This window comes from Acinetobacter sp. YWS30-1, from assembly GCF_033558715.1.
GTDB lineage: Bacteria > Pseudomonadota > Gammaproteobacteria > Pseudomonadales > Moraxellaceae > Acinetobacter.
Genome location: NZ_CP114606.1, coordinates 1467640 through 1483500 on the forward strand (window position 1 = coordinate 1467640; position 15861 = coordinate 1483500).

The 15861-nt window shown below is 39.5% G+C and carries 18 protein-coding genes and 1 pseudogene; 11 read left to right on the forward strand and 8 right to left on the reverse strand.

Features of this window, described 5'->3' with window-relative positions; genetic code table 11:
* The 3 genes and pseudogenes from clpA (at position 1) to O4M77_RS06855 (ending at position 3843) form a co-directional block, all read left to right on the forward strand.
* Positions 1-2277 carry an ATP-dependent Clp protease ATP-binding subunit ClpA gene (gene clpA, locus O4M77_RS06845; protein WP_034702512.1) on the forward strand — a complete coding sequence of 759 codons (2277 nt, stop codon included), beginning with the start codon at positions 1-3 and terminating at the stop codon, positions 2275-2277.
* A gap of 107 nt (positions 2278-2384) precedes the next feature.
* On the forward strand, positions 2385-2738 hold the full coding sequence (locus O4M77_RS06850) for a YnfA family protein (RefSeq protein WP_159122730.1): 354 nt from the start codon (positions 2385-2387) through the stop codon (positions 2736-2738).
* 142 nt (positions 2739-2880) lie between these two features.
* A pseudogene (locus O4M77_RS06855) lies at positions 2881-3843 on the forward strand (IS30 family transposase).
* Between the two features lie 53 nt (positions 3844-3896).
* Here O4M77_RS06855 and O4M77_RS06860 read toward each other — a convergent pair.
* The 3 genes from O4M77_RS06860 to O4M77_RS06870 form a co-directional block, all read right to left on the reverse strand.
* Positions 3897-4370: a hypothetical protein gene (locus tag O4M77_RS06860; protein WP_179992341.1), complete on the reverse strand. Its 474-nt coding sequence runs from the start codon at positions 4368-4370 to the stop codon at positions 3897-3899.
* A 103-nt stretch (positions 4371-4473) separates the two neighbouring features.
* A complete protein-coding gene (argF, locus tag O4M77_RS06865) occupies positions 4474-5394 on the reverse strand; it encodes an ornithine carbamoyltransferase (RefSeq protein WP_004786004.1) in 921 nt (306 codons plus the stop codon).
* 114 nt (positions 5395-5508) lie between these two features.
* Entirely contained in the window at positions 5509-6159 is a 651-nt protein-coding gene (locus O4M77_RS06870; protein WP_323714050.1) for a TetR/AcrR family transcriptional regulator, read from the reverse strand.
* A 229-nt stretch (positions 6160-6388) separates the two neighbouring features.
* Between O4M77_RS06870 and prpB the strand changes: the two genes are divergently transcribed.
* Entirely contained in the window at positions 6389-7273 is an 885-nt protein-coding gene (gene prpB / locus O4M77_RS06875; RefSeq protein ID WP_004785998.1) for a methylisocitrate lyase, read from the forward strand.
* 4 nt (positions 7274-7277) lie between these two features.
* Complete coding sequence (prpC, locus tag O4M77_RS06880) at positions 7278-8417, forward strand: 2-methylcitrate synthase (protein ID WP_005235399.1); 1140 nt, start codon at positions 7278-7280, stop codon at positions 8415-8417.
* A gap of 77 nt (positions 8418-8494) precedes the next feature.
* On the opposite strand, the gene O4M77_RS06885 is transcribed toward prpC, so the two are convergent.
* The gene (locus tag O4M77_RS06885) at positions 8495-9109 is read right to left on the reverse strand and encodes an aminotransferase (protein WP_323714092.1); all 615 of its coding nucleotides are present in this window, start codon (positions 9107-9109) and stop codon (positions 8495-8497) included.
* Positions 9110-9216: 107 nt separating this feature from the next.
* Positions 9217-9690 (reverse strand): CinA family protein, encoded by a 474-nt coding sequence (locus tag O4M77_RS06890; protein ID WP_323714051.1) that lies wholly within the window; start codon positions 9688-9690, stop codon positions 9217-9219.
* A 254-nt stretch (positions 9691-9944) separates the two neighbouring features.
* Here O4M77_RS06890 and O4M77_RS06895 point away from each other — a divergent pair, with 254 nt between their 5' ends.
* Both O4M77_RS06895 and O4M77_RS06900 read left to right on the forward strand, forming a co-directional pair.
* Positions 9945-10175: a hypothetical protein gene (locus O4M77_RS06895; protein WP_034702487.1), complete on the forward strand. Its 231-nt coding sequence runs from the start codon at positions 9945-9947 to the stop codon at positions 10173-10175.
* A 625-nt stretch (positions 10176-10800) separates the two neighbouring features.
* Positions 10801-11043, forward strand: coding sequence for a hypothetical protein (locus O4M77_RS06900; RefSeq protein ID WP_034705379.1), 243 nt, complete (start codon positions 10801-10803; stop codon positions 11041-11043).
* 93 nt (positions 11044-11136) lie between these two features.
* On the opposite strand, the gene O4M77_RS06905 is transcribed toward O4M77_RS06900, so the two are convergent.
* Positions 11137-11478 carry a hypothetical protein gene (locus tag O4M77_RS06905; RefSeq protein ID WP_323714052.1) on the reverse strand — a complete coding sequence of 114 codons (342 nt, stop codon included), beginning with the start codon at positions 11476-11478 and terminating at the stop codon, positions 11137-11139.
* Positions 11479-12059: 581 nt separating this feature from the next.
* On the opposite strand from O4M77_RS06905, the gene O4M77_RS06910 reads away from it, so the two are divergent.
* The 4 genes from O4M77_RS06910 (at position 12060) to O4M77_RS06925 (ending at position 13818) form a co-directional block, all read left to right on the forward strand.
* Positions 12060-12206 (forward strand): hypothetical protein, encoded by a 147-nt coding sequence (locus tag O4M77_RS06910; RefSeq protein ID WP_179992345.1) that lies wholly within the window; start codon positions 12060-12062, stop codon positions 12204-12206.
* A gap of 550 nt (positions 12207-12756) precedes the next feature.
* Positions 12757-13047 carry a type II toxin-antitoxin system HigB family toxin gene (locus O4M77_RS06915; protein WP_034706646.1) on the forward strand — a complete coding sequence of 97 codons (291 nt, stop codon included), beginning with the start codon at positions 12757-12759 and terminating at the stop codon, positions 13045-13047.
* A 1-nt stretch (position 13048) separates the two neighbouring features.
* Positions 13049-13450, forward strand: coding sequence for a helix-turn-helix domain-containing protein (locus O4M77_RS06920; RefSeq protein ID WP_004785978.1), 402 nt, complete (start codon positions 13049-13051; stop codon positions 13448-13450).
* A 215-nt stretch (positions 13451-13665) separates the two neighbouring features.
* Positions 13666-13818, forward strand: a complete 153-nt coding sequence (locus tag O4M77_RS06925) for a hypothetical protein (protein WP_171431294.1) — start codon at positions 13666-13668, stop codon at positions 13816-13818.
* 97 nt (positions 13819-13915) lie between these two features.
* Here O4M77_RS06925 and O4M77_RS06930 read toward each other — a convergent pair whose 3' ends face one another.
* On the reverse strand, positions 13916-15214 hold the full coding sequence (locus O4M77_RS06930; protein WP_214001275.1) for a Y-family DNA polymerase: 1299 nt from the start codon (positions 15212-15214) through the stop codon (positions 13916-13918).
* Positions 15211-15768, reverse strand: coding sequence for a translesion error-prone DNA polymerase V autoproteolytic subunit (locus tag O4M77_RS06935; protein WP_323714053.1), 558 nt, complete (start codon positions 15766-15768; stop codon positions 15211-15213). The genes O4M77_RS06930 and O4M77_RS06935 overlap by 4 nt, the downstream gene beginning before the upstream one ends.
* Positions 15769-15861 lie beyond the last annotated feature (93 nt).

Consider the following 15861-nt stretch of genomic DNA (forward strand, 5'->3'; position numbering starts at 1 on the left):
ATGCTCAGTCGTCAATTAGAAGTATCACTACGTTTGGCTGTCAGCATGGCTCGTCAAAAGAGACATGAGTTCCTGACCGTAGAACATTTATTATTAGCTTTACTCGACAATGATTCTGCCGTGAATGCCTTAAAAGCATGTGGTGCAGATATTATCGTTTTGCGTAAAGAATTAGAAGAGTACGTAGAACAACATACCCCTAAACTCGGTGAAAATAGTGATCAGGCACCTCATCCTACAGAAAGTTTTGACCGGATTTTGCAACGTGCAATTTTCCATGTTCAATCCAGTGGCGGTGATCGTACTGTAGAAGGTGCCGATATTCTGGTTGCGATGTATTCTGAGCGTGATTCTTTTGCGGTTTATCTGCTTAAACGTCATCAGATTAACCGTCTGACTTTAACCCAGTATCTTTCTCATGGTACACGTAAAGACGAAGTGCAGTCTGAAGAAGAAATTGAAGAGCTAGATGGTGAATCGGCTTCTTCCAATAATTCTGGTCCACTAGAGTTATATACGACAAACCTGAATCAGGAAGCTCAACGCGGCAAGACAGATCCATTGATTGGCCGTGAAAAAGAAATTGAGCGTGCAGCACAAATTCTTTGCCGCCGTCGTAAAAATAATCCCTTACTTGTCGGTGATCCAGGTGTAGGTAAAACTTCAATTGCTGAAGGTCTGGCTTGGTTAATTGTCAATGGCAAGGCACCTAAGCCACTGGAAAATGCTGAAATCTATAGCCTAGACATCGGCGCACTGGTGGCGGGAACTAAATACCGTGGTGATTTCGAAAAGCGTTTAAAACAACTATTAAATGCCTTGAAGAAAAAACCAGATGCAGTACTGTTCATTGATGAAATTCATATGATCATCGGTGCAGGTTCAAGCATGGGCAGCACCATGGATGCATCGAATCTGATTAAGCCTGCATTGGCAAATGGTTCGTTGCGTTGCATCGGTTCAACCACATTCCAGGAATACCGTCAGGTCTTTGAAAAAGATCATGCCTTATCACGTCGGTTCCAAAAAATAGATGTGAATGAGCCTTCGATTACAGAAACAATTGATATCTTGCGTGGCCTGAAATCTAAATTTGAAGATTTCCACCATGTGCAGTATGACGATCAGGCACTGGTTTCTGCGGTTGAACTGTCAGCGAAATTTATTAATGACCGTTTCTTGCCAGATAAAGCGATTGACGTGATTGATGAGGCCGGTGCACAACGCCGTTTGAAAGCTGAGCAAGATGACAGCCTGATTACAGTTGAAAACATCGAAGACATTGTGTCCAAGATTGCCCGTATTCCACCGAAAACGGTTTCTAAAGATGACAAGTCTGTACTGGAGAACCTTGAGCGTGATCTGAAACGTGTAGTCTTCGGCCAGGATGAAGCAATTGAAGCTTTGGCTTCTGCGATCAAACTGTCACGTGCGGGTCTGAAATCGCCTGATAAGCCAGTGGGTAGCTTTGTATTCGCAGGTCCAACGGGTGTAGGTAAAACTGAAGTCACCAAGCAATTGGCGAAAATTCTGGGTGTAGAGCTGGTACGTTTTGACATGTCCGAATACATGGAACGTCACGCAGTCTCTCGTCTGATCGGTGCGCCTCCAGGTTATGTCGGTTTTGACCAAGGCGGTTTACTGACCGATGCGATTCACAAAAATCCGCATTGTGTATTACTTCTAGATGAGATCGAAAAAGCGCATCCGGATGTATTTAATCTGTTATTACAAATCATGGATCATGGTTCATTAACGGATAATAATGGTCGCAAATCCGATTTCCGTAATGTGGTGCTGGTTCTAACGACTAATATTGGTGCGGAAAGTATTTCCCGTGTCAGCATTGGTTTCATGGAACAGGACAACAGTAATGATAACCAGGAAGCGATGAAGAAAGCGTTCTCGCCAGAATTCCGTAACCGTCTGGACGGTGTGATTCAGTTCAAGGCATTGCCGAATACCATTATTGAAAATGTCGTGGATAAATTCCTGACTGAACTTCAGGCACAACTGGATGAGAAGAAAGTGGTGCTGGAGGTGGATCAAAGCGCACGTGAGTGGATGGCTGAAAATGGCTATGATCGCTTGATGGGTGCTCGACCAATGCAGCGTCTGATTCAGGAACATCTGAAAAAACCACTGGCTGAAATGATCCTGTTTGGTGAACTGGCTGAAAATGGTGGTAACGTTTCAGTTTCTGTGAAGAAAGAAAATGGTAAGTCTGTCGGTCTGAAACTTGAAGTCTTCGAAGATCAGACTGCTGAACCAGCTTAATCATTGAATAGATCATCATCAGACCCGTGTTCGCACGGGTTTTGTTGTTTTATTTACCCTTAATTTATGTACTCTTGGTTTAAAGAGTTTCTGATTTAGCGAAATATATGGATATTCAGATTAGCAAACTTTTAACTACGTTTTTTCTATTTTTATTGACGGCATTGATGGAAATTTTGGGCTGTTATTTTCCCTACCTGATTTTAAATCAGGCTAAGAGTCAGTGGTTATGGATTCCAACCGCATTAGCTTTAGCTGCTTTTGTCTGGCTTTTGACTTTGCATCCTGCCGCTTCTGGGCGTATTTATGCTGCTTATGGGGGAATCTATATTTTCTCAGCATTAATGTGGCTGAGATTCATTGATCAGGTTAGCCTTTCACGTTGGGACCTGCTTGGGGGAATTGTGGTCATTCTAGGAGCACTGATTATTATATTACAGCCACAAGGTTTGATCCGTTGACCGTCTGTTTGTATTTACCAAAATAGAATTTATCAAAACGTGGATTCAAATCCCAAGTGCAACACATTTGTAGTTAGTTGAAAAAGTTAGGTGTATTCATAGAATCATTAGACTTTTTCAACTCGCAATTGGAAAGCACACAATGAAGAAATACACCCAACTTTCTCAAGATGAAAGATACGAAATTTATGCTACTTTGAAAAGTAAAAGTTCAATCGCTACCCTTGCTCGGGAATTAGGACGTTCACGATCAACCATCTACCGTGAATTAAAAAGAAATACTGGGCAACGTGGATATAGAGCTCAACAGGCAGCTAAATTTGCAAGTCAAAGACGGTACCGTCCTTCATCATCAATGACAGCATTTGCCTTCGCTTATATTGATTATTTGATTGGTTTGGACTGGTCACCCGAACAAATTTCAGGTGCTTTAACACAACGCGGTTAGCTGGATATACCTTCACATGAGTGGATTTACCAGTACATTTATCAAGATAAATCAAAAGGCGGTAAACTTCATCTACATTTAAGGCATCAGAAGAAATATCGAAAACGCGGTTACAAAAACACGGATCGTAGGGGTCAAATCATTGATAAAACAAGTATTCATTGCCGAGACCAGGTCATTGATCAGCGACAACGTTTAGGAGATTTCGAAGGTGATACGGTAATTGGTAAACATCATAAAGGAGCTTTATTAACCCTCGTTGATCGAAAGAGCCTGTACGTACATATTGTTCATTTAGGGCCAACGAGAGAATCCTCTAAAACGATTACTTGTGCATTAGATCGTTTACGAATGAGCCATGCTTATAGTGTAACATTTGATAATGGAAAGGAATTTGCCGAACACAAAAGAATTACTGATGTCGGCATAGATACTTATTTTGCTGATCCTTACAAGTCTATTCAGCGAGCTAGAAATGAAAATACGAATGGTTTAATCCGGCAATATCTGCCAAAATCATCATCGTTTGATGACGTGTCAAACGATGAAATAGAGCAGATAGAATTTTCACTCAACCATCGTCCTAGAAAAACACTAGGTTGGTATACACCGAGTGAAGTTATGGCTGGTTTTTATACTGTTGCACTTGCCGCTTGAATCCGCCAAATATAAAAGGCAGCCAAAGCTGCCTTTATTGATTCTAGACAAGATTATTTTACATTACAGTCTTTTTGGGAGAGATCTACATTATAAGTGTGTGTTTGGGAGCTGAGGCTAAGTTCAATTTTATAAGGATTGACGATCTGATAGCGATGTTCAAAAAAGATCTGGCAGTTATTTAGAAGATTATTACGAATCACTTTAAGAACTTCTTTACGGCCTAAGTCTTTCTCAAACTGGCTAAAGTCGGGTGTCGTGATCATGCCTTTAAGCGTGGTTTTATTGGCTGTAAGTTGTAACTGCTCTATGATTGTATTCTGATCGATCTGTAGCGGTAAAGTCTTGGAATCTTCCGCACTTAGCACGGTAAGCAGCTCGTTCAGCTCAGCTTTTTTCTCAATTTTAAACTTGCTGTCCAGAATGCCTTTTCCTTGGAGATACTGGTCGAATTCAGAAGCATACACCGGTAAAGCAGCACTACTAAAACCTGCCAGGAGTGCCAAAGTCCAATATTTTTTTTGCATTGTATCGCATCACTTTTTATGTCATTTCAATTCTGATTATAAGAGCTGAAACAAAAAAAGCACCAGAGATTGGTGCTTAATTTGTGAAGATTTTTTGAAGGAATCAGTCTTTTTTCAGGTTTTCATTCAACAGGAATTCAACCAGTGCTTTTTGTGCATGAAGGCGGTTTTCTGCTTCATCCCAAACCACAGCATTTTTGTGGTCCAGCATGTTTTCAGAAATTTCTTCACCACGATGCGCAGGTAAGCAATGCATGAACAGGCAGTCTGGGTGTGCAAGATCCATTAGGCGTTCATTCACCTGATAATCTGCAAAAGCTTTTTCACGGATTTTCTGTTCTTCTTCCTGGCCCATACTTGCCCAAACGTCAGTGACGATCAGGTCGGCATTGACTGCTGCATCTTCAGCAGTATCGACCAGTTCTACACAGTGTGCGAATTCAGACAGGAACTGTTCTTGAGGCTCATAGCCTTTCGGTGCAGCCACTTTTAGCTTGAAGCCCCACATGTGCGCTGCTTCGATATAAGAGTTACACATATTATTGCCATCGCCGATCCAGGCAACAGTTTTACCTTCGATCGAACCGCGATGTTCCAGATAAGTCTGCATGTCAGCAAGTAACTGGCAAGGGTGATGATCATCAGTCAAAGCGTTGATCACTGGAACTTTTGAATAAGAAGCAAAACGTTCTACGATATCGTGACCGAAAGTGCGGATCATCACAATATCCAGCATGCTGGAAATCACACGTGCAGAATCTTCAATTGGCTCACCGCGACCCAGTTGGGTATCGCGTGAAGACAGGAAAATTGCGCTACCACCAAATTGGCTCATGCCAGCTTCAAACGAAACACGCGTACGGGTACTCGATTTTTCAAAAATCATACCCATCACTTTACCAACAAATGGTTGGAACACTTCATTGTTATGCTGTTTGCGCTTAAGCTCAATTGCGCGTTGCAAAATCTGGTTAAGTTCTAAAGTTGATAAATCGCGTAAGGTGAGAAAGTGACGGAGAGCCATTCGTTACTCCACAATAATTGCCGAAAAACTCGATCAACAATCAGTTGTTGGTTAGTTTAAGAAAAAATACGGAATCGGCTAATATACTATAAGCAATGAAAAATGCAAAAAAAACTAGACTTTTTGATGACCGTCTAAAAATCGATCCACACAATAACTGATGTATTTGTCGATTTCCTGATCATCTTCCTGTACCGGAATTCCCATCAGAATCCGCCATTCCAGATTACGCAAGATGCCAAAATATAACTGGGCCGAATATTGCGGATTCTCGCAATGCAATAAACCTTGCGCATCTGCTTGTTCTAAAGCCGTGGCAATCGCACTTTGTACATGTACTGGGCCTCGTTCATGAATATGCTGCGCGAGTTCCGGATTACGCTGACTCTGTTCCAGCACCAGACGCATAAAGGCTGAATTTTCCGGTTGCATGATCTGATGATAAAAATTAAGCAGCGTATGTACCAGATAACTACGAAAATCCAGAGCCATCAGCTCGATCGGAATACTGATATCTTCAAAAAACTTGATACGACGATAATCGCAAATGGCCTTAAACAAGCCTTCTTTGTTGCCAAAGTACTTATAAATAGAAGCCTTGGAACCGCCTGCATGCTGGACAATATCATCAAGAGAAACTGCATCATAACCATGTTCCAGAAACAGTTCGGTCGCAGAGACCAGCAGCGCAACGGAGCGCTCATGACCACGTTTGGTTTGTGGCAGATCTTTGGCGAGTGGTTCCAGATGAACAAGGTTTTGCATAGAGGATGGTATATCAACAGGTTATATAAACTTGGTAGTTCATCATAACAAATATATCCGCAGATTTCACAATCGGACCGGATGAAGGCGGAATTTATTCAATGAATCAAGTAAAACTTAAAAGTTTGACTAAAGTTTTAGAGTTTTTATTCTATTGGCTTATAGCATCATGGTTTCAAATCGGTATACTCAAATCTCAATAATTATAGCCAAGACTGTGGAAGGGAAGATGACAGAACAAATGTCTGCAGGTTTAAAGTTTAGACAAGCGCTTGAAGTCGAAAAACCATTACAAATTATGGGCACAGTGAATGCCTATGCTGCCATGATGGCCAAACAGGTCGGTTATAAAGCCATTTATCTCTCTGGTGCCGGTGTTGCCAACTATTCTTACGGTCTACCTGATCTAGGCATGACCAGTCTGGATAATGTTCTGGAAGATGTGCGTCGCATTACTGAACGTGTAGATACACCCTTACTGGTCGATATCGATACAGGCTGGGGCGGTGCATTTAACATCGCACGTAGCATCAAGCAGATGATTGCTGCTGGCGCTGCAGCTGTGCATATCGAAGACCAGGTTGCGCAAAAGCGTTGTGGTCATCGTCCGAATAAGGAAATTGTGACCCAACAGGAAATGGTTGACCGGATCAAGGCGGCAGTCGATGCTAAAACCGATTCAAACTTTGTGGTGATGGCACGTACCGATGCATTACAGAAAGAAGGTCTGCAGGCAGTGATTGACCGTGCTTGTGCCTGTGTCGAAGCAGGTGCAGATGCCATTTTTGCTGAGGCAATGACGGATATTACGATGTATCGCACCGTATGTGATGCAGTTGGTGTCCCAGTATTGGCCAATATTACCGAATTTGGTGATACCCCATATTACACCACTGAAGAACTGGCTGAGCAGGGTATTCGCATGGTACTTTACCCGCTATCAGCCACCCGTGCGATGCAAAAAGCGGCACTGGAAGTGATGCGCTCAGTGCGTGAAAATGGTACACAGGTGCATGTTCTGGATAAAATGCAACCGCGTAAAGAATTATACGAATTTTTAGATTATCACAGCTTCGAAAACACATTAGATAAACTGTTCAAGCAGGAGAATTAAAACAATGGCTGAAGGAAAAGTACTCACTGGCGCAGGATTGCGCGGACAAGTCGCAGGCAAAACTGCACTTTCAACAGTAGGCAAAAGTGGTGCAGGCCTGACCTATCGCGGCTATGACGTACAAGATCTGGCAGAAAACTGTCAGTTTGAAGAAGTCGCTTACCTGATTTTCTTTGGTGAATTACCAACTTCAGAACAGTTGGCAGCCTATAAAGCAAAACTGAAATCTTTGCGTGTACTGCCACAAGCATTGAAAGAAGTACTTGAGCGCATTCCAGCGGACTCACATCCAATGGATGTGATGCGTACTGGCGTATCGATGCTGGGCAACCTTGAAACTGAACAGTCTTTTGATCAGCAACAGGATGTTGCAGACCGTATTCTGGCGACGCTACCAGCAATTATCTGCTATTGGTATCGCTATAGCCATGACGGCGTACGCATTGATGAAAATACCGATGATGATTCAATCGGTGCTCAGTTCCTTCATTTGCTACATGGCAAGAAGCCAAATCAGCTGCATGAACAGGTGATGAATGTATCCCTGATTCTGTACGCAGAGCATGAATTTAATGCTTCAACCTTCACAGCGCGTGTTTGTGCATCCACTTTGTCTGACTTGCATTCATGTATTACCGGTGCAATTGGTTCACTACGTGGCCCATTACACGGTGGTGCCAATGAAGCGGCAATGGATATGATTGAAAACTGGAAATCTCCAGAAGAAGCTGAGCGCGAAATGCTGGGCATGCTGGAGCGTAAAGAAAAAATCATGGGCTTTGGTCATGCGATTTATAAGGACAATGATCCGCGTAATGGCATTATCAAGCAGTGGTCTGAGAAACTGGCAAAAGATGTAGGTGATACTGTACTGTATCCAGTTTCAGTGCGTTGTGAAGAAGTCATGTGGCGCGAGAAAAAACTGTTCTGTAATGCAGATTTTTTCCATGCTTCTGCTTATCACTTTATGGGTATTCCAACTAAACTGTTTACGCCAATCTTTGTGATGTCACGCGTCACAGGTTGGGCGGCGCATGTGATGGAACAACGTGCAGATAACCGTATTATCCGTCCGAGCGCGGATTATACCGGTCCAGAATTGCGTAAAGTGGTTCCAATTGCTGAGCGCACTTCTGCTGCATAAGCCAGAAATATTCTAAATATAAAAAATAAGGTCTCTATGAGGCCTTATTTTTTTGCTGATTGTTTATTGACGTTAGTTTAACGACTTAATAATGCTGGATCTTCAATATGATAACCGGTTTCGAATGGGAGGCCTAAGTATTTTACCGTCACCAGTATTTTATTCTGTTTCGGTACTTTATAAGTCTGGTTTAATCTTAAATCTGCTTTATAGCTGACTGCTTGTTGAACAGGACTTTTATACTGGCCAGATTGCACTCGATATTGATAAGTCCATTTTGGAACTTTCTGTTTAGGGTCATGCCATGCAGGGGCGGTACCTTTGCTGGTCTTTAATAGCTTAAGCTGGATGGCTTGCTTTCTCAGTGGTACCAGCGGAATTAGTCGCTTTTTAATTTTGGCAATTTCCTGATCAAATTTGCGACTGTTCTGATCATAGTCAATCTGCTTGGTTTGCGGATTGATATACAGGGAATTTACCTGAATTAGCTGATTCGGAGTTTTGGATTTAAAATTATAATAATACAGTTGAGGTAGGCGTCCGCGACCATCGAGATAATGCCGCAACAGATAAAGTTTCTGGTCTTTGACTTCATAACCCAAAACTTCAATATTCTGTGGGCCACCGACAGTGGCGAAAGCGGATACGGGAATGCCAAGGGCGAGCAAAAGGGCTGCAATTCTTATTTTCATCACTGATCAGGCCTCATTAAAGAAACGTACTTTTATAGAAATAATTTAACTATAAATACAGTAGAAATAATGAAGTTTGATCAGCACTCATATGAACAGTTTTGGCTTTAGGTGTTGAGTAGATTAATCATGTCATGTGCGATGACGGCTGCCAGTTTATTGAGACGTTCCTGTGGAGTGCCTTTAATATAATACTGGAACTGGTGAGTCTGAAGACCATCATAAACAGTAGCGAAGAAAGTACCTTCCGGTTTATCAGGTGTCGCACTACCGCCTGGTTTAAGCAGGCCAGTACAGGCAATAATCCAGTCAGCTTCCTGAAACATTTTTTTGCCTGCCTCAGCCAGAGCAACCGTTACAGGCATGGATTCAGCTGAATGGGTACTAATCAGATTCGGAGAAATTCCCAAGACATTAATCTTCACAGACGGATCGTAGCACACTAGACCACCCAGCAAGATTTCAGCACCTTCATTTTTGCAAATTGAAAACTGACTGGTTAAATAGCCAGAACTTGCACTTTCAATAAAAGCAATCTTGATGTTTCTTTGTTCCAGCAGGCCACAACATGTTTTAATCATAATGTCTATTTTGTCTTAGAAGGTAATCTTTATTCCAATGTAGTCCCATTTTGCTTTTGTATCAACTGTGAGATTATTTCTTTATTATGATGAAAGGTAAAATATTTTTGTAATTTTAGTATTCCAAACGTAAGTTTGGCAGTTATTGAATTGATTGCTTAATGCTTGGACAATATTTGAAATTAATGGTTTTAACTTGCTCTAATCAGTGGTAAAAATAAAAATAAAGTGCGTAAGGAAAGTAGGTTGTAAGAATGAAAACCACAGTAAAGTATTCCGTATTAAAAAGTCTAGATTATCAACTGGGTACTCCTTTATTTCAGGAAGAAATTGAGGCAGATGGTCAATATTTTGATCAGATCCCAAGCATCATTCACTACCAGAATTTAAAGTTTAAAGTTAAAAGCAAAGAATTAAAGCGTTTATATCTAGCCGAAGAGCAAGAAGAAAGCCAAACCATTATTGTAAAAGTGGTCGCAATCTAAAAATAACTTATTAAAAATAAGCCTCTTAAAATAAGAGGCTTATTTATTGGATAAAGGTCGTTAAAATAAAATTTTATTAGATTTTATAAAAAAATCTAAAAATAATTTTAAAAATATAAAGTCAAGGTAAATTGGCAACTGAAAAGGCCTTATTTGTGATTCTATGTAATATATTCTGCTAGTTAAAAATGGTTTTTTTCGTTTTTATATTTAATGATCTAATTTTTAGAAAATTAGGTTAAACATGTATAAGAAATTATAATTTTAAATAATTAATAAAATTCAATATCTTATAAATATAATAATATTTTATATAAGTAGCAAAATGTATTTCTAAATTTTATTTTAAATTTAAGTTTATATACAATTTTTTGATTAAGTTATGACTTTAATTGAAAAATAAAATTTATAAAAGATAGAAAGCTTTCAATATGTGTTTATTCTATTATTAAAAGTAATTTATGTTTCTTATAAATCCAGACTTCAATTACTTAACTTACCTTTTTTTACATTGAATTAATATGTAACAGGTAATAACTTGGCGAATTTTTAAAAATAGGTAGAGTAAATATTAAGTCGAAACCTAATCATCGGCGATTTAAAGCAAATAGTAAGGAGTTACACCATGGCTAATAATCAACAGCAAAATCAGCAAGACCAACAGAACCAACAACAACAGCAACAGCAAGACCAACAACGTCAGCAAAACCAGAATCAAAATCAGCAACAGCCGAACCAGCAGCAACAACAGCCGCAGGGACAGCAAAACCAACAGCGTCAGCAGGGCCAACAGGACCAGCAACGCAATCAGCAACAACAGCAACAGCCACAACAAGATAACCAGCAGCAAAATTTGCGTAATCAATAAGATTAGTCAAAGCTGCAGCGTTCATATCTAAGCTGTGTAATCTCTACAAAAAACCGCCTTCTTTAAGGCGGTTTTTTTATTGTTCAGAATAAATCAGCATTGAATATTGGCTTTTACTTTATAAAAGTCGAGCGCATTTTTCAGATCTTTCAGTAATTCCTGCTCCTCATATTCTTGTGGCATTAGTTTTATTAGGGCCGGCATATAATGAGTTTTATATTCTTTAGGATAATCCTCACATAAAATATGTGTTCTTTCCTCAAGGCTAATAGTAGAAGAATCTAATTTATCTAAATAAGCACTCAATCGGGCATCTGATTGTTCAAACTGAGCTTTCACTGCTGGATCAGGTTCAGCTGATACATCTGCCTGTTGTTTCTGGCAGCCTGTGATCGCCAATGCCAATAGGGTAATTATGAATAGTGATATTTTCATGGCAACAATATATTGTTATCAGTCGTTGGAAAAATTATAAAGAGAAATGAGTGAAAGAGCACCTGCCTTTAAACTCATTGACAGCTGAGAAAATAGAAAATTAAAAGGACTTTGATAAAATAAATAAAATATCTACCAATATGTATAAGTTGCATCTCTGCTTTTATGACTCACTTGATTGAATGAAAACTGAATGAATCAAAGTTTTTTGTATTTAATTGCATCTAAGTTGATGAAAAATAGCCAATAAAATATAAAACATAACCTATATTCAACATTTGGTAAAATAGCCTCTATATTTCATATACATATTAGATGCATGACAAGTGGTACTTTATCACCACTATAACAACTCAGATAAAATAATTTAAAATCAGCAAGTTAAAAAGCCTTGTTTAATCTAGACAGTTAAACAGGGCCCATTTTTTAGATCATAAATATGTCTAAATCAGATGATTCTCCGATATTTATCCTTCACATAAGTTTTCATATACAACATAAAACCTGAAAATACGTTCAAGTGTGAAACATGAATAGATGTTATTTATATATCTCTTTTCATGAAAAGACAGGGTAGAGCTATGATGAGATGTATCTGTGCATTTGGTATGGGTGTCATGGTGGGATGTTGCTTTAAATCTTGCAAAGAAAAAATGTGCCGGATGATGAGCAAGGATCAGGGTACCAAAGACCAAGCGCCAAAACATGAAGAGAGTGTACAAATTTAGAGGCTATAGCTTGCCTGTGCGATCGCAGTACAGGTGAGTGATTCAATCGTTTCAAGGTAAATAAATCGTGGAGCTGTAAGCCATTATCTTTAAAGCAACTAAGCTCGATCCATGATCGAGCTGTTCACAGTCAGGAGAAACACATGTTCCAATTTATATGTTGTTTATTTGGTCTTCATGGTGCGACTGAAATTGATTACACAGTCGATGATTTCGAAGTCAAAAAGTGTCGTGATTGCTTGAAAGATTTAAATTAACTCTCTAGACCTTCGCGGTATAGATGGATGTTGAACCCCCGTTTGATATAGCTCGACGGGGTTTTCATTTTTTATTATTGATATTTGAAAATAGAACCAACATATCAGCGCTATATTTTTATAAATTATTGACAGTTAATTAATAAAGATTATTAAAAATAAGAATTTACTTATTTTTAGCTTATTATTTGATCCTACTAATATCCATCTCAACTAAATTCATGCTTTAAGTGTTATTGCAATATGCGATATTTAGGTTATACTCTGAATATAGCAAAATGCGATAAATAATTATGCATGTGATCACTCACGCTCGGATTCTGGAAGCAATGCAAAAGTGGCCACACGCTGAAACTGCATTGGATGGTTGGTATCGAATTATCAAGGCCAATGATCCTAAGGACTTTGCCGACATGAAACGATTATTTCCCGCAGTCGATAAAGTCGGGAAATTTCATGTCTTTGATATTGGTGGCAACAAGATCAGGTTGATCGCAGTTGTGATGTATCAGGCAAAACGTGTCTATATTCGCCATGTCTTATCCCATCAGGAATATGACAAAGGTCATTGGAAGGAGGCTTAATATGAATGCAATGATTAAACAGGCCGTTGATCACTGGCGTTATGTTGCACCTTTGCTCAGCAAGCCAGAAACTGAAGAAGACTTTAATACCCTTACTGAAGCTTTAGATGAACTTCTGGATATTGTAGGTGATGATGAGTCGCATCCCTTAATGGGACTGATTCTTCAACTGGGTGATTTAGTCTCAGCTTATGAACATGAACATTTGCCGATGCCAGAAGGCGATGGTCGTACTGCACTCGCTTTCCTGATGGAACAGCATGGCCTCAGCCAATCAGACCTATCTGATATAGCTACCCAGTCGGTCATTTCTGAAATTCTGAATGGTAAACGTCAGCTCAATATCCGCCATATTAAAGCTTTGTCTGAACGTTTTAACGTTTCTGCAGATACTTTCTTTTAAGTAATAAGAAACCAAATTTTAAATTGATCTATGAGCTGTGCTTTCTGGAAGCAGGTTGCACAGCCAGACAGATTTTGATTAGAACAAGAAGTCTATATAAGCTCTGATTAGAAGAATATATGTTTATTAAAATGTATGGAAAACATAAATATTATTGATGTTTAACCTTATATGTCCTAATAATTTTCTAAGCATCTAGAGGAAAGGGAATATATATGACAACTCATGCAGAACACCAAACAGAGCAAGAAGATAATCCGCAAAAAGAATCTAATGATGATAAAGGCAATCAAGCAACCTATAAGGGTGTAAAGCCTGAGAAAAAGCCTAATGCCGAGCCTGAGCATCCGCTGAGGGAGCAAAAGTAAGATATTGATATCAGAAAGCCCTAATTGAATTTAGGGCTTTTTAGATTTTGATTTAAGTTTCGGAAAATTTCTGCTTTACCTTACTGGGAAGATGAAATTAACGATCAATCTTTAACAGTCCATCCCAACTAAAATAATTCTGGCTTAGATACTGTTGAGACATGGCCCAGCTCCGGTCAGGAATTTTAGCTGCTCCAATTGCCAGCTTTTGATCCCCAAATCTTTCTTTTACTTTTTCTAGCGCTTGTTGAAGCTTCTCATTTTTCTCGATTTGAGCATGGTCCGAGAGCAAGTCATAGACATAGGCCGATTTAGGTTCAAGCGCCGTTAGAATAACCCCACATTTTTTAAACTCAACACCTTCTGAAAACAGTTCATGCATCTGTTGCATTAATGCCCGGTTCATGACAACAGCAGAATCAGTAGGTTCAGGAAAAGCGATATCGATAGATTTATGATAAAAGGATCTGTTCTTGTCAAAAGGATTGGATTGAGCGAAAGCAATGATGCAACCACATAAGGATTGATCTTCTCTCAAGCGTTTGACGGCATTTTGCAGGTAATCACTCATAGCCTCCGTTAAAGCTTCAAGATCTGTTACTCGGCAACCAAATGAGCGTGAAGAAATAATCTGCTTCTTGGGCTGGCACGCCTGTTCCAGTTCAATACAGGAAATTCCCTGTAATTCCATCACAGTTCTTTGCATAAGAACTGAAAATAATTTTCCGATTCGATGGTAATCGGCCTGAGCTAAATCAAGAACAGTATGTATACCTAAGTTCTTCAACTTTTTACTCTGCTGGCGCCCAACCCCCCAGACTTCAGCAACATCAATCAAGCTCCAGAAGTAATCTCTATGTTGTGGATGCATAGAAGAAAGATCGCAAACCCCATTAAAGCGTTTGGCTTTCTTGGCCATATAGTTGGCTAATTTGGCCTCGGTTTTGGAACGACCAATACCGACACAGACGGGTAGGCCAATCCATTGCAAAATACGCCGTCGCATATCCTGACCATATTCTGTTAAATCATGATCTTTTGCATAAGCTGTAATTTTCAGAAAGCATTCATCTATGGAATAAACTTCCTGTTCATCAGGGGCTACATATTCAGACAGAATAGAATGAAAACGTTTGGACATTTCTGCATATAGGGCATAGTTGCTGGATAGTACTTGAACTTGATGCTGTTCGACAATATTGCGTATCTGGAAGAATGGAACAGCCATTTTAATGCCGAGATCTTTTGCTTCCTGCGAACGTGAAACTACACAGCCATCGTTATTTGACAGCACGATCACAGGTACCTGATTCAGTTTCGGATTGAATAGGCGCTCACAACTGACATAGCAGTTATTGACATCAATCAGCGCATAGATTTCCTGCTGATATTTCATCTGAATTTTTTAATGACGTTGGTGACCACACCCCAGATTTCAAATTGCTGACCTTCTACAGGATGAATATCGGGATAGTCGTCATTCTCGGCTTTTAGCCAGCAACCCTTTACATCGATAATCAGCCGTTTGACAGTAAATTCGTTATCTACACAGGCAATCACAATATCTCGATGTTGCGCTTCAATGCTACGATCCACAATCAGGGCGTCATTGATATCAATACCTGCATTCAACATTGACAGCGAATTGGCACGAACAATGAAAGTGGCATTGGCGTTATTGATCAGGAATTCATTCAGGTCGAGTTTTTTATCAATATAGTCTTGAGCGGGTGAGGGAAAACCAGCCTGAACGCGTTCAGTAACTAAAGGAATTTCCATTTGAGTAACAGGATCAAACTGGCGAATATCACTGATTTCATTTTCATTTTTTAATGATTTTAAGTATGCTTTGATATCCAGGACTTTAGATTCAGGTACACGAATTACTTTGGTTTCTTCGGCCTTTTTTCTGCCTGCACCAATTCTGAAGCCCCCATGCGAATTTGTCATAAATCTGCTATTTCTTGATTGTTGTTACATTAATCAAGATTGTAATGATTGCTTTATTTTTATACAAATAAAATAAATGATTTAAAATCAGAT

What these genes read in the sequence shown, in the direction of transcription:
- clpA (WP_034702512.1), top strand. Translation starts at nt 1, where the DNA reads ATGCTCAGTCGTCAATTAGAAGTATCACTACGTTTGGCTGTCAGCATG.
- O4M77_RS06850 (WP_159122730.1), top strand. Translation starts at nt 2,385, where the DNA reads ATGGATATTCAGATTAGCAAACTTTTAACTACGTTTTTTCTATTTTTA.
- O4M77_RS06860 (WP_179992341.1), bottom strand. Translation starts at nt 4,370, where the DNA reads ATGCAAAAAAAATATTGGACTTTGGCACTCCTGGCAGGTTTTAGTAGT.
- argF (WP_004786004.1), bottom strand. Translation starts at nt 5,394, where the DNA reads ATGGCTCTCCGTCACTTTCTCACCTTACGCGATTTATCAACTTTAGAA.
- O4M77_RS06870 (WP_323714050.1), bottom strand. Translation starts at nt 6,159, where the DNA reads ATGCAAAACCTTGTTCATCTGGAACCACTCGCCAAAGATCTGCCACAA.
- prpB (WP_004785998.1), top strand. Translation starts at nt 6,389, where the DNA reads ATGACAGAACAAATGTCTGCAGGTTTAAAGTTTAGACAAGCGCTTGAA.
- prpC (WP_005235399.1), top strand. Translation starts at nt 7,278, where the DNA reads ATGGCTGAAGGAAAAGTACTCACTGGCGCAGGATTGCGCGGACAAGTC.
- O4M77_RS06885 (WP_323714092.1), bottom strand. Translation starts at nt 9,109, where the DNA reads ATGAAAATAAGAATTGCAGCCCTTTTGCTCGCCCTTGGCATTCCCGTA.
- O4M77_RS06890 (WP_323714051.1), bottom strand. Translation starts at nt 9,690, where the DNA reads ATGATTAAAACATGTTGTGGCCTGCTGGAACAAAGAAACATCAAGATT.
- O4M77_RS06895 (WP_034702487.1), top strand. Translation starts at nt 9,945, where the DNA reads ATGAAAACCACAGTAAAGTATTCCGTATTAAAAAGTCTAGATTATCAA.
- O4M77_RS06900 (WP_034705379.1), top strand. Translation starts at nt 10,801, where the DNA reads ATGGCTAATAATCAACAGCAAAATCAGCAAGACCAACAGAACCAACAA.
- O4M77_RS06905 (WP_323714052.1), bottom strand. Translation starts at nt 11,478, where the DNA reads ATGAAAATATCACTATTCATAATTACCCTATTGGCATTGGCGATCACA.
- O4M77_RS06910 (WP_179992345.1), top strand. Translation starts at nt 12,060, where the DNA reads ATGATGAGATGTATCTGTGCATTTGGTATGGGTGTCATGGTGGGATGT.
- O4M77_RS06915 (WP_034706646.1), top strand. Translation starts at nt 12,757, where the DNA reads ATGCATGTGATCACTCACGCTCGGATTCTGGAAGCAATGCAAAAGTGG.
- O4M77_RS06920 (WP_004785978.1), top strand. Translation starts at nt 13,049, where the DNA reads ATGAATGCAATGATTAAACAGGCCGTTGATCACTGGCGTTATGTTGCA.
- O4M77_RS06925 (WP_171431294.1), top strand. Translation starts at nt 13,666, where the DNA reads ATGACAACTCATGCAGAACACCAAACAGAGCAAGAAGATAATCCGCAA.
- O4M77_RS06930 (WP_214001275.1), bottom strand. Translation starts at nt 15,214, where the DNA reads ATGAAATATCAGCAGGAAATCTATGCGCTGATTGATGTCAATAACTGC.
- O4M77_RS06935 (WP_323714053.1), bottom strand. Translation starts at nt 15,768, where the DNA reads ATGACAAATTCGCATGGGGGCTTCAGAATTGGTGCAGGCAGAAAAAAG.